This window comes from Streptomyces sp. CC224B (assembly GCF_030010595.1).
Lineage (GTDB): Bacteria > Actinomycetota > Actinomycetes > Streptomycetales > Streptomycetaceae > Streptomyces > Streptomyces longispororuber.
This window is the reverse complement of the sequence record NZ_JASCXL010000016.1, coordinates 1-13,206: the sequence shown is the minus strand read 5'-3', so window position 1 is coordinate 13,206 and position 13,206 is coordinate 1. Positions and strand designations below refer to the sequence as shown.

The following is a 13,206-nucleotide window of genomic DNA, read 5'->3' as shown; positions in this document are numbered from 1 at the left end:
CGAACTCACGAGGGGAAGCCCGGCAGGCTCAGGGCGGTATGCGCTGCTCGTACCGGTGCGGAGGGCAGGGTGAGGAGGTCGCGCAGCCTGGTGTTGCGTTGCTCCAAGGCCCGTTCGGTGGCGGGGAAGAGCGTGGCGGCACCGGAGCCGACCAGTGCCTGGTTCATGGCGGCGAACGTACGGACACCGCGTTCGTAGGCGGTGAAGGCGGCAGAGTGATCCCGGTGGGCGGCCAGGGAGTGGGCGAGCATGTAGGCACCGACGAGCGCGAGGCTCGTTCCTTGTCCGGTGAGGAACGAGGGGGCGTACGCGGCGTCACCGACGAGCGCGACGCGGCCGCGGGACCAGTGGGGCATACGGATCTGACCGGCCACGTCGAAGAACGGGTCGTCCGCGCCGCGCAGGGCGTCGACCATGCCGGGGACCTCCCACCCCGCGCCCGCGAAGGCCGCGGTGACCAGGTCCCTCCAGGTGCCGGGGTCGCGGAGGGCGGCGGACGGCGGTTCCGGCCGGTGGAAGGTCAGAAAGGCGTGCACCTCGTCGTCACCCCCGACGGCGTAGAGGGCCGCGGCCCTGCCCGGGGTGTTCCACACCACGAGTTCGCGGGAGAGCCCGAACCTGTTCGCCATGGTGAAGAGGGCGAAGCAGGAGCCGAGGTACCGGTGGAACTGCCGCTCGGGGCCGAACACCGTCTCCCGGGTGGACGAGTGCATCCCGTCGGCGCCGACCACCAGGTCGAACCTACGCCGCCCCGAATGGTGGAACGTGACGTCCACACCCGGTCCGGAAGACTGGTCAAGGGCGGCGATGGAGTCGCCGAACAGGATGTCCACGTCGTCGCGGACCACCGCGTGCAGGAGCGCGACCAGATCCCCGCGCCGCACCTCCAGGTCCTGCCCCTCGGCACCGCCCACGACGGCACGCGGGCTGAGCGAGGCCACCGCACGCCCGTCGGCGTGGAGGAACGTACAGCGGCGCGAGGCGATGTGCGCCTCCCGCACACGGGCCAGTATCCCCATCCGCCGGACCACCTCGGTCGCGGTGCCGCGGACGTCGATCGGGTACCCGCCGTCGCGCAGGGCGCCTGCCTTCTCCACCACGGTGACCGTACAGCCGGCCCTGCGCAGCCAGTACGCCAGCGCGAGCCCGGCCACCCCGGCCCCGGAGACCAGCACACGGCGCTTGACGGTGGTGCCCGGCGTAGGACGGTTGGCTCTCATGTTGGGGATCCCTTCTTCGTGACACGGACGATGAGCAAGGGCAGCGCGGAGACGAGGCCGGCGACGGCGAAGCCCGTGGCGAAGGCCGATTCCGCCGGCAGGCCCGTCAGCGGGTCGGCCCCGGCGTCGAGGAGCGCGGCCCCGACCTGGGCGCCCAGGGCGACGCCGATCACGCGCGTCACCACGAGCAGGCCGGTGACGACACCGGTGTCCCCGGTGCCGACGGCGGTGGCGGCCCGGGTGAGCAGCGCCGTCGCACCGGCGCCCGCGGCGATCGCGGTCAGCGCCTTCGCGAGGACGAGCTGCCATGCCGCGGTGTGCAGCGACACCAGGGCGAACGCCGTGGCCGCCGTGGTGAGAGCGCCCACGACGAGCACGGCACGCAGGCCGAGACGCCGCGCCGCGACCCCGCCCGCCACGTCACCGACCGCCCCGGCGACGGCACCGGGCAGCAGGAACAGCCCGATGTCGGTGGTGCCGAGCCCGAAGCCGTACCCGTCGCCGGGCGCCGCGAACAGTTGCGGCAGCAGAAAGGCCACCATCCCGAAAGCGGTCGTGATGACGGAGGTGAGCACGCACGCGTGCCACAGCGCGGGCCGGGCAAGGAGCCGCAGGTCGACCACCGGCGAGGCCGCCCGGCGCTCCACGGCGACCCAACCGGCCGCGAGGGCGGCCACGGCCACCGCGACGGCACCGGCCCCGAGCGGCGGCAGACCGGCACCCGTCACCCGCACGAGCCCGAGCATGAACGCGAGCAGCGTGCCGCTCAGGAGCACCATGCCGGGCCAGTCGACCCCGCCGGCCGACCGACTCGGCGGGTCGTGCGGCAGCAACCGTGCCACGGCCGACGTCAGCACGACGACCACGACCGTCGGCAGCGCGAACATCGCCTGCCACGACAGATGCTCCGCGACCGGCCCGGCGACCAGCGTGCCCACCGTGCCGCCGCCCGTGAACAGCGCCATGACCAGCCCCATCGCGACCCGCGCCGCCGCCGCCGACAGGTGCTTGCGCACCAGGATGAAGGAGAGGGGCAGCGCCCCCACCATGACGCCCTGCAGGACCTGCCCGAGCAGCAACACCGGCAGGCCGGGTGCCACCGAGGCCAGCACACCACCCGCGGACACCACGCCCATCAGCGCGACCAGCACCCGCTTCCCGCCGTAACGGTCGCCGAGTTCACCCGCGACGGGTGCGACGACCGCGCCGGTGACGAGCAACGCGTTGCCGACCAGCGCCCCTTCCCCGGCACTGACGCCCAACTCGCGCTGCAGCAAAGGCAGTGCGGGCTCCACGACCGCCTGCAAGGCACCCAGGGCCAGCGCCAGGCCCCCGAGGGCCCCGATCGCGAGCTTCCCGATGCGGCTCGGGACCACCACGGCTCCGGACACGGACATGGGCACCCTTCTCCTGACTGGTCGGGTCCTGACTGGTCAACTGGTCGGGTCCCCTGGCTGGTTGGGGGACGGCGCGCCGTGCACGCGTCTCCTGGCTGGTTGGGGACCGCGCGCCGTGCACGCGTCTCCTGGCCGGGCTGGGGACTGCGCGCTCTGCACGCGTCTCCCACACTCGCCTGAGCGGCCCGTCCGGGCATCGTCCCCCGCGGCCGTCCCGCCCTGGTGCACCCGCACCGGCCGCGCACGTCCCTGGTGCCCGCGCACCAGGCAGGCGGTGTTGCCTCCGCCGCCCTGAGGGCCGCCGCACCCGCGGGCGGCGCGGGCATCAGACCGGCTTCCCTGTCGGAGTCGACGATCCGGCCGCCGTGGCGGAGCTGGCCCTGGCGGGTCGCAGGCTCGCGCCGTGGCCCGACACGGCGGCAGGCCTCGCCCGGCTCGCCGACCGGTTCCCGCTGATCGGACTCTCCCACGCGAGCCGGACGGCGCTGCTGGAACTCAACGCCCACGCGGGCTTGCGCCGGCACCAGGCGCTGCCCGGCGAGGACGCCCGGACCTACAAGCCGGACCCGGCGGCCTACCAACTGGCCGTCACCGTCTCCGGGCGGCCGCCGGAGCGGCTGCTCGTGGTGGCCGCCCGCGCCTGGGATCTCCGCGGAGCACAGGGCCTCGGCCTGCGCACCGCCTACGTCGCCCGCCCCGTCGGCGACCCGCCCACCGGCACGGACCGGTTCGACCTGCACGCCGACGACCTGGCCGGGCTGGCCGACCGCCTCGGCCGGCCCGAGGCTGTCCGGAAAGCGCAGGCGGGTCCGGCGGGCGTCAGTACCATGTGCCGGTAGCCGTGGGCTGACGCATCGTCACCGGGTCCACGGGGGACGCGGGGGGCTGGAGGACTGGTGGACGCGGGGGAGACTCGGGCCGACGCCGCCACGTCGGGGGACGAGCACGGTGGGACAGGGCGTTCGGCGGGGTCGTCGGCGGGGTCGTCAGCAGGGCGGATGCGGGCCACGGGCGTCGGCGCGGTCGCCGTGCTGCTGTGGGCGTCGCTGGCGCTGCTGACCACGCTGAGCGGGCGGGTACCGCCGTTCCAGCTCACCGCGATGGCGTTCACGGTCGGCGGGCTCATCGGGCTGCCCCGGGCCGTCCGCGGCGGCGCGGCGCTCGCCCGCGGGCTGCCCGGCGGCGCCTGGGCACTCGGCATCGGCGGCCTGTTCGGCTACCACTTCTTCTACTTCCTCGCCCTGCGCAACGCCCCCGCGGTCGACGCGGGCCTCATCGCCTACCTGTGGCCGCTGCTCATCGTCGTGTTCTCCGCGCTGCTGCCCGGCGAGCGGCTGCGCTGGTGGCACACGGCGGGCGCGGTGCTCGGGCTCGGCGGCACCTTCCTGCTGGTCACCGGCGGCGAGGGCGTGCACCTCCGCGGCGAGTACCTGCTGGGCTACACGGCGGCCGCCGTCTGCGCCCTGGTGTGGTCGGCGTACTCGGTGGCCAACCGCCGCTACCCGCAGGTCCCCACCGACATGGTCGCCTTCTTCTGCCTGGCCACGGCGGCGCTCGCGGCCGTCTGCCACCTGCTGTTCGAAGACACCGTCCGACCCGACGGCTGGCAGTGGCTCGCCGTGCTCGCCCTGGGCCTCGGCCCGGTCGGCGGCGCCTTCTACGTCTGGGACCACGGCACCAAGCACGGCGACATCCGGCTCCTCGGCACCTTCTCCTACTTCGCCCCGCTGCTGTCCACCACACTCCTCGTGGCGGCCGGGCGGGCCGACGCGAGCTGGCCCGTCGCCGCCGCCACCGTACTCATCGCCGGCGGCGCCACACTGGCCTCGGCGGACGCCCTGCGCGCCGCGCGCCGCCGGAACTGAACCGGGGCCCGGGCGCCGGACCCCGGTCAGGCCGGGGCAGGCCGCGTCAGGCCGGGTCAGGTCAGGCGTCCACCGGCCACGTCCCGCGGCGGACCATCTCCACCACCTTGTCCGCGCCGTTGGCGCGTACCAGCAGGTCCAGCCGCGCCCGCTCGATGTCCTCGGCGCTCCACTTCTCGGTGGCCATCGTCGCCTTCTCGTGCGACCAGCCGTTGTCGTAGTGGCGTACGACGTAGTCCTTCTGGAAGTCCCACATCTTCGTGCCCGGCAGCGGCGTGACGATGAAGGGGTTGGCATAGGCCATGCCACGGCCCATGAGCGTGACCGCGTAGTCGACGGTCTTCTCGATCTGCTCCAGCGACTCGATGTACGGCTCGCCCCCGGGCCGCTCGGGCGGGTTGACGAAGCCGAGCATGAAACCGCCGGTGACCTGGATGCCGTACTCGGTGAACATCTCCACCACGTCACCCGTCGCCTGCTGGAAGGCGTTGAGCCGGGGCTTGCCCGACTCCACCAGGCTGTCCTCGTTGGCGCTCTCCACCGCCAGGTAGACGCTGTAGCAGCCGCCGTCCGCCATGGCCTTGATCAGGTCACGGCAGGTGAGCCCGGCCCGCATCGCCGCGAGGACGTTGCGGAAGTTGGGGTTGCGCCGCTCGGCCTCGTCCATGCCGTCGGCGAACTTCTCCCCCAGGTGCAGCAGGACGAGGTTGAACAGGCTCAGGCCGCCCTCCTCGACCCACGGCAGGTCGTGCTTGCGCAGGAGCTTGCAGACCTCCATCGCGTACAGCGGGTCGTGCAGCAGGTGGTCGTCCTCGATGAGCACCTCGGTCACACCGTGCTTGCGTATCTCGGCGAGGTGCAGGTCGAACCAGTCGGTGCCGAGCGCCCGCCACGGGCCGTTCACCATGGGGATGTAGCAGAAGTCGCAGCCGACGTTGCAGCCGATGGTGGAGAAGATCTGCGCCCAGGAGCCGTGGTCGCGCACCCGTCTGCCCGAGGAGTGGTAGCCCTGCTCGTACTGGCGCATGTCCAGCATCCCGAAGTCGGGCAGCGGCATCATGCCGAGCCGCTGGTCGAGCCCTTGTCGCTTGGGCAGGATGCGCATGTACGGCGACGCCGCGCTCGTGCGGATCACGGCACCGTCGGCGCGGCGGTAGGCGATGCCGGGCACGGCGTCGATGTCGCCGCCCTCCTCGGTGAGCGCCCGCAGGGGAGCGGTGAAGGTCTGGTCCGCCTCGTTGATGACCACGTGGTCGAAGGGGGAGTCCGGGACGGCGTATCGCCAGTCGCCGCTGGGGTGCGCGCCGCCGGTGATCGTCACGATCCCCGGGTCGATGTCCTTGACCAGGTCGGCGAGGGCGCGCGCGTTGCCCCACTGGACGGTGTAGATGCACTGGACGCCGACGACGTCCGGGTCGAACTCCTCGATGAGGGAGCGCAGTTGGTCGTCGTCGAGGCCGTAGCGTACGAGGCTGCTGCCGTTCCCCAGGTCCACGTGCCGGCGTTCCTGCTCCCAGCCGGCGAAGGGGGAGTCGACGATCCGGACGTCAAAACCTGCGAGACGGGCGTTCGCCGCGATGCGCAGGAGACCGATCGGCGTGCCCGCCCTCTTCATGACCTCGAACGTGTCAAGGCCGAGCGCCCTGAAGCTGCTCCCCTGCGGGGAGGGCTCCACGACCCGGGTGTACGAGGGCACCAAGAGCAGGACGCGGGGCGCCCGCCCCAGGGCGCGCCGCCGGGTGCCGGACCGGGACGTACGCAGGGAGGCCCTGCCCAGGTGCCGCAGCGCCGGCCGCTGGGGAGCGCAGGAGAACGCGACGGAGGGGTCTTCCACGAGCACGGGCGCACGGGGGTCGTTGCGCGTCATGAGCGCTCCATCTGTGCGATGCGGAGGAGAGGTGGTTCAGATCGTGACCTCCCCCACCCGGTGAAGACAGGGTTCCACCCGTAAATGGCGAGAACCGTCACAAGAGGCCGTGTACATCTGATTCCGTGCGCCCGGACAGGTGTCCACGTACCGAAAGGCCGGATTCCGCGCCGGGGCCTGCGGTACGAGCACCGGCCCGGTGCGGCTTCCGTCAATCGGCGTAGGGCGTCTGGTGGACGCCCGCCTGAACGGGCCTTTCGCCTTCGCGGGCCGGAGGGAAAGAAGGGCGGCGGCGAGTTGTCGTTTCCCGTGCCGTTCCCATAGATCCTGTAGCTGCCGCATGACGGCCGAAGTGCGCTCCCGGTAAAGTGCGATCCCGTATTCCGGTCGCGAGGGAAGCGGAACGGTAATGATGTGAATGCATGCCATTCCGTTTCTGCGGGCGAAGCGTTGTCAAGAGCCGCAGGCGGCCGGATCGATAAAGGGCGTCCGGAGCCCGCGACGTCGTGGTCCCGTTGACGGGACAGGGGTACCTTGATCCGGCGAGCCCGGTGTGTCGACTGGGCCGGCCTTGAAAACGTCAGGTTTCTCGGAGAAATTCGACGGTGTTCTCCGTGGTCGCGTGCCATGCTTTCGCATGGTCGGCGAGGCCGTGGTGAAGCCTTTTCAGTCCTCGCCGGGACCGGCTGCCGAGTTCGGCCGACGATCATACCGGCACCGCCTGGCCGACGCGCCGAGCACAGGGAAGTCGCCCGCCCTGAAAAGCCGTCGAGCGGTATTCGAAGAGCCGATTTCACGGGGGAGTCGGCGCGCACGGTCACGGGTGCATCGGCCGCCAGTCGGTCCCCCTGCGCACGATGAATAGGAGTCCCACGTCATGATCCCGTTGTCCTTCGCTCAGCAGCGCCTGTGGTTCATCGACAAGTTCGAGGGGCCGTCGCCGATGTACAACGTGCCCTTTCTCGTCCGGCTCACAGGCGTACTGGACACGGAGGCACTGGCGGCGGCGGTCCGTGACGTGGTGACCCGTCATGAGAGTCTGCGCACGCTGATCGTGGAGAGCGCCGACGGCGTCCCCGGGCAGCAGGTGGTCCCCGCCGAGCAGGTCCACCTGGACGTCCCACTGGTCGAGGTGGCCGCGGAGGACGTGGACGAGGCGGTGTGGGAGGCCGCCACCTACGCGATCACGCTGTCCGAGGAGATACCGGTCCGCGCCACCCTCTTCCGCACGGGTGCCGAGGACCACCGGCTCCTGCTCCTGATCCACCACATCGCCAGCGACGGGGAGTCCGCGGGCCCGCTCGCCCGCGACCTGGCCACCGCGTACACCGCCCGCGTCCGGGGCGAGCGGCCGGACTGGCCCGAACTGCCGGTCCAGTACATCGACTACACGCTGTGGCAGCGCGAGGTCCTCGGCGACGAGAGTGATCCCGACAGCCTCCTGTCCACGCAGCTCGCCTACTGGCGCGAGGAACTGTCCGGGATACCGCAGCCGATACGCCTGCCCACCGACCGTCCGCGCCCCCCGGCCCCCAGCCACCGCGGTGACGGCATCGGCCTCACGCTCGACGAGGAGCTGCTGGAGAAGGTCGAGGCGCTGGCCAGACGCGCGAACGTGACCACGCCGATGGTGTTCCAGGCCGCGCTCGCGGTGCTGCTCCAGCACCTCGGCGCGGGCGAGGACATCGCCATCGGCTCGACCATCGCGGGCCGCACCGACGAGGAACTCGCGGACCTGGTGGGGTTCTTCGTCAACACCTGGGTGCTCCGCACCGACCTCTCCGGCACCCCGTCCTTCGAGCAGCTCCTCGCGCAGGTGCAGAACAAGGCCCTGGCCGCGTACGACAACGAGGACGCGCCGTTCGAGCGCCTGGTGGAGATCCTCAACCCGGAGCGCTCCACCGCGTACCACCCGCTGTTCCAGGTGATGTTCACCTGGGCGACCCGCGGCTGGTCCGAGTTCGAGCTGCCGGGGGTCAGGGCCCACGTCGGCCCGCTGGCGACCCCGACGGCCAAGTTCGACCTGGAGTTCAACTTCTTCAGCGACCCGCTCGACCCGGGCCTGTCGATCTTCCTGGAGTACGCGACCGACCTGTACGACCGGTCCACGGCCGAGGCCCTGCTGGCCCGGTTCGTGCGCCTCGTCGACGCGCTCGCCACCGAGCCCTCCCGCACGGTCACGCTCGCGGACGTCCTGGACCCGGACGAACGCGAGCTGGTCCTGCGGACGTACAACGACACCGCGGCCCCGACACCCGAACTCGACATCACGGGCCTCCTCGCACGCCAGGCCGCGGCGACGCCGGACGCGACAGCCGTCATCCACGACGACCAAGAGCTGTCGTACGCGGAACTCGACGCGCGGGCGGAGCGCCTCGCCCGCGAGCTGGCGGGCCGCGGAGCGGGCCCGGAGACCGTCGTCGGACTGGCACTGCCACGCTCGGCGGACCTGGTCGTGGGCATGCTGGGCATCCTCAAGGCGGGCGCCGCCTATCTGCCGATCGACCCCAAGTACCCCAGCGCCCGCCTCGGCCACATCCTGTCCGACGCCCGACCGGCCTTGGTGCTGACCGACGCCGGCACGGCCGGAGCGCTCCCGGTGTCGGAGGTGCCGAGCCTGTTCATCGAGGACGTCGACTTCGCGGCGGCGGGGCCGGACGTACGGCCGGCCGCGGCCCGGCCCGCGAACACCGCTTTCGTGATGTACACCTCCGGTTCGACCGGTAAGCCCAAGGGTGTGGCGGTGACGCACCGCGGGGTGGTGAACGGTGTCACGCGCCTCGCCGCGGTGGTCGGTGTGGAGGCGGGCTGCCGGATGCTGGCGGGGACCTCCATCAACTTCGACGTGTCGGTGTTCGAGATCGTCACCACGCTGTCGGTGGGCGGCACGGTGGAGGTGGTCCGCGATCCGCTGGTGGTGGCCGAGCGCGGTGGCTGGTCGGGCAGCGTGGTCAGCTCGGTGCCGTCGGTCTTCGCCGAGCTGCTCGACCAGGTGGGCGGGAAGATTCAAGCCGACACGGTCGTGTTTGCCGGTGAGGCGCTGTCGGCGGCATTGGTGGAGCGCGCCCGGGAGGCCATTCCCGGGGTGCGGGTGGTCAACTCCTATGGGCAGACGGAGTCGTTCTACGCGACCGCTTTCCAGGCTCAGGAGGGCTGGAGGGGGTCGGCGGGTGCGCCGATCGGGGTGCCGCTGGGCAATATGCGCACCTATGTGCTGGGCGCGGGCCTGAAGCCGGTGGCGCCGGGTGTGGTGGGTGAGCTGTATGTGGCCGGTGAGGTGGCGCGTGGCTACTTCGGCCAGGCGGGGCTGACGGCCGAGCGGTTCGTGGCCGACCCCTATGGTCCGGCGGGGCAGCGGATGTACCGCACCGGGGACCTGGCCCGCTGGAACGACCAGGGCCAGCTCGAGTACGCCGGCCGTGACGACGCGCAGGTCAAGGTGCGCGGCTTCCGCATCGAGCCGGGCGAGGTGGAGGCGGCGCTGACCGCGCACCCGGGTGTCGCGAAGGCCGCCGTGGTGACGCGACAGCACCAGGGCAGCACCCAGCTGGTGGGCTACGTGGTGGCCGCCCACCTGTGGGAGAGCGAGCCCGGCGCGATAGCCGATGTGGGCGACCTGGACGTGGATTTGACCGCGGCGGTCTCCTCGCGGGAGCTGCGCCGGTTCGTGGCCGGGCGGCTGCCGGAGTTCATGGTGCCTTCGGTGTTCGTGATGCTGGACAAGCTGCCGCTGGGTCCCAACGGCAAGCTGGACCGGAAGGCGTTGCCGGAGCCGGAGTTCACCGGCAGTGCCTACCGGGCGCCGCGCAACCCGGTGGAGGAGGTCCTGGCCGGGGTCTACGCCGATGTCCTCGGTCTGGAGCGGGTCGGTATCGATGACGACTTCTTCGCCGTCGGTGGTGACTCCATCCGCTCCATCCAGGTGGCCGCCCGGGCCCGCGCGCAGGGCGTGGAGGTCACGCCCCGGCAGATCTTCGAGGCCCGCACGGTGTTCGAACTGGCTGAGAGCGCGGTCAGCAGCGGTGAGGACCGGCCGGTCCTGGAGGAGCTGGAGGGCGGCGGCGTGGGCTTCATGCCGCTGCTGCCGATCGGGCACTGGCTCCAGGAACTCGGCACGGGGATCGACCGGTTCACCATGTCGACGGCGGTGGAGCTGCCCGCCGGGTTGGACGAGACGGGCCTGGTCAAGGTCCTGTCGGCGGTCGTCGACCGGCACGACATGCTGCGCTCGCGCCTGGTCACCGGCGAGGAGACCGGCCTTGAGGTGACCGCTCCGGGCTCGGTCGACGTCGCGTCCCGGATCCACCGCGTGGAGACCGAGGGCGACTGGGCCGACGGCTGGCGTGAGCGGGCCGTCGCCGAACTGGATGCCGCCACCGATCGGTTGGACGCCGCGGCCGGTGTCATGGCGCAGTTCGTGTGGTTCGACGCCGGTGCCGAGCGCGCCGGGCGGCTGCTGCTCGTGCTGCACCACCTCGTCGTCGACGGCGTGTCCTGGCGCATCCTGCTGCCCGACCTCGCCGAGGCGTGGAAACAGGTCCGCGCGGGCCGCACCCCGCAGCTCGCGCCGGTGGGCACGTCCGCCCGGCGCTGGGCGTACGCGCTGACGGAGGAGGCCCGGTCGGCGGAGCGCGCCGGTGAGCTGGCGCTGTGGCGCACGATGGTCACGGGCCGGGACCCGGTGCTCGGCAGCCGCCCGCTCGACCCGGCCCTCGACACCCTCGCCACGGTCCAGTACGTCCACATGGACCTTCCCGCGGCAGCCACCGAAGCGCTTCTCACGAGCCTGCCCGCGGCCTACCGCGGCGGCGTCAACGACGGGCTGCTGACCGCGCTCGCCCTGGCCGTGGCCACGTGGCGCAAGCGGCGCGGGGTGGAGGAGTCCTCGCTGCTGCTGCGCCTGGAGGGCCACGGCCGCGAGGAAGCCGCGGCGCCGGGCGCCGACCTGTCCCGCACGGTGGGTTGGTTCACCAGCATGTACCCCGTCCGCCTGGACGTCGCGGGCGTGAACCTCGACGACGCCCTGAACGGCGGCAGGGCCGCCGCGACCGCCGTCAAGGCGGTCAAGGAGCAGCTCCTCGCCGTGCCGGACAAGGGCATCGGCTACGGCCTGCTGCGCTACCTCAACCCGCAGACCGCGGACATCCTCAAGCGGCACACGACCGGCCAGGTGTCCTTCAACTACCTGGGCCGGTACGCCGGTGCGTCCGACGTCCCCGACGCACTGCGCGGCCTGGGCTTCACGCAGGTCGAGGGGACCACCGAGCTGCTCGCGGAGCTGGACGCGGACATGCCCGCGCTGGCCGCCCTGAACGTCACCGCGTACGTCGCCGACGGCGAGCAGGGGCCGCGCCTGGTCACCCGCCTGGACTTCCCCTCCGGCCTGTTCACGCAGGCCGAGGTGGAGGAGCTGGCCGACCTGTGGCGCATCGCCCTCGAAGGCCTCGCCCGGCACGCCGCCGCGCCGGAGGCGGGCGGCCTCACGCCCTCGGACGTGCCCCTGGTGAAGGTGAGCCAGGCAGAGCTGAACGGATGGGAGAGGAGCTACGCGGGTCTGGCTGACGTATGGCCGCTGACCGCGATGCAGGAGGGCCTGCTCTTCCACACCGAGCTGGCCGGTGCCTCCTTCGACGCCTACCAGATGCAGTTCGACTTCCACCTGGCCGGTGCGGTCGAACCGGAGCGCATGCGAGCGGCCGGACAGGCACTGCTGGACCGCTACCCGAACCTGCGGGCGGCGTTCACCACCGACAGCGCCGGTGACCGCGTCCAGATCATCCAGAACGGCATCGAACTGCCGTGGCAGGAGCAGGACCTGACCTCCCTCGGCGAGGGCGAACGGGAGGAGCGCCTCAAGCAGATCCTGGCCGAGGAGCACCGCAGGCACTTCGACCTGTCCGACGCCCCACTGCTGCGCCTGTCGCTGATCAAGCTGGAGACCGACCGGTGGGAGCTGGTCTTCACCGCTCACCACGCCCTGTTCGACGGCTGGTCCATCCCGCTCCTGATGCAGGACTTGATGCGGCTGTACGGCACGGCCGGGGATGCCTCCGCGCTGGGCCGCCCGCGTGCCTACCGTGATTTCCTGGCCTGGCTGTCGCGCCAGGACCGGGAGGCGACCGCGCGTGTGTGGGCCAAGGAGCTGGAAGGCGTGGACGAGCCCACGCTGCTGCTGCCCGTCGGCTCCGACGAGCAGGGCCAGTCCTCAGGCGTCGGCCAGATCGATGTGCCGCTGAGTGCGGAGCAGTCGCGTGCGTTGACGCGTCGTGCCGGTGAGCTGGGCGTGACGCTGAACACGGTGGTGCAGGGTGCGTGGGCGATGCTGCTGGCAGGCCTGACCGGGCGCCGGGACGTGTTGTTCGGTGCCACGGTCTCCGGGCGTCCGCCGCAGGTGGCGGGCGTGGACGAGATGGTGGGCCTGTTCATCAACACCCTCCCGGTCCGTGTCGACTGCGCGCCGGGGGCGTCGCTGGGCCAGGTGCTGACCACGCTGCAGGACCGTCAGGGCGCGCTGCTGGACCACCATCACCACGGTCTGCTGGACATGCACCAGGTGACCGGGCTGCGGGCGCTGTTCGACACCATGGTGGTCTTCGAGTCCTACCCCATCGACGGTGCCGCGCTGAGTGAGGCCTACTCCGCCGCGGGTATCTCGGTGACCGGGATCAGCCCGCTCAGCGGCACCCACTACCCGCTGACCGTCATCGCCCTGGCCGAGCCGCACCTGAAGGTCACCCTCCAGCACCAGCACCACCTCCTTGACCAGGAACACGCACGCGACATCGCCCTGCGTCTGGGCCGTGTGCTGGCCCAGCTGGCCGAGGACCCGACGACCCCGTACGGCGGCATCGATCTGC

Annotated in this window: 5 protein-coding genes and 1 pseudogene; 3 read left to right on the top strand and 3 right to left on the bottom strand. The window is 71.9% G+C overall.

Going from position 1 to position 13,206, the window contains the following annotated elements:
- Positions 1-5 precede the first annotated feature (5 nt).
- Together QK440_RS08780 and QK440_RS08775 are read right to left on the bottom strand one after the other, a co-directional pair.
- Positions 6-1,220, bottom strand: a complete 1,215-nt coding sequence (locus QK440_RS08780) for an FAD-dependent monooxygenase (RefSeq protein ID WP_282792435.1) — start codon at positions 1,218-1,220, stop codon at positions 6-8.
- Positions 1,217-2,617 carry an MFS transporter gene (locus QK440_RS08775; protein WP_282792434.1) on the bottom strand — a complete coding sequence of 467 codons (1,401 nt, stop codon included), beginning with the start codon at positions 2,615-2,617 and terminating at the stop codon, positions 1,217-1,219. The genes QK440_RS08780 and QK440_RS08775 overlap by 4 nt, the downstream gene beginning before the upstream one ends.
- A 344-nt stretch (positions 2,618-2,961) precedes the next feature.
- Between QK440_RS08775 and QK440_RS08770 the strand changes: the two are divergent.
- Together QK440_RS08770 and QK440_RS08765 are read left to right on the top strand one after the other, a co-directional pair.
- Positions 2,962-3,456 (top strand): annotated as a pseudogene (locus QK440_RS08770) (HAD-IA family hydrolase); the annotation flags it as partial.
- Between the two features lie 159 nt (positions 3,457-3,615).
- Positions 3,616-4,482 (top strand): EamA family transporter, encoded by an 867-nt coding sequence (locus tag QK440_RS08765; protein ID WP_282792433.1) that lies wholly within the window; start codon positions 3,616-3,618, stop codon positions 4,480-4,482.
- A gap of 61 nt (positions 4,483-4,543) precedes the next feature.
- On the opposite strand, the gene QK440_RS08760 is transcribed toward QK440_RS08765, so the two are convergent.
- Positions 4,544-6,349 carry a radical SAM protein gene (locus QK440_RS08760; RefSeq protein ID WP_282792432.1) on the bottom strand — a complete coding sequence of 602 codons (1,806 nt, stop codon included), beginning with the start codon at positions 6,347-6,349 and terminating at the stop codon, positions 4,544-4,546.
- A gap of 877 nt (positions 6,350-7,226) precedes the next feature.
- Here QK440_RS08760 and QK440_RS08755 point away from each other — a divergent pair.
- The coding region (locus tag QK440_RS08755) for a non-ribosomal peptide synthetase (RefSeq protein WP_282792431.1) at positions 7,227-13,206 on the top strand (5,980 nt) is incomplete at its 3' end.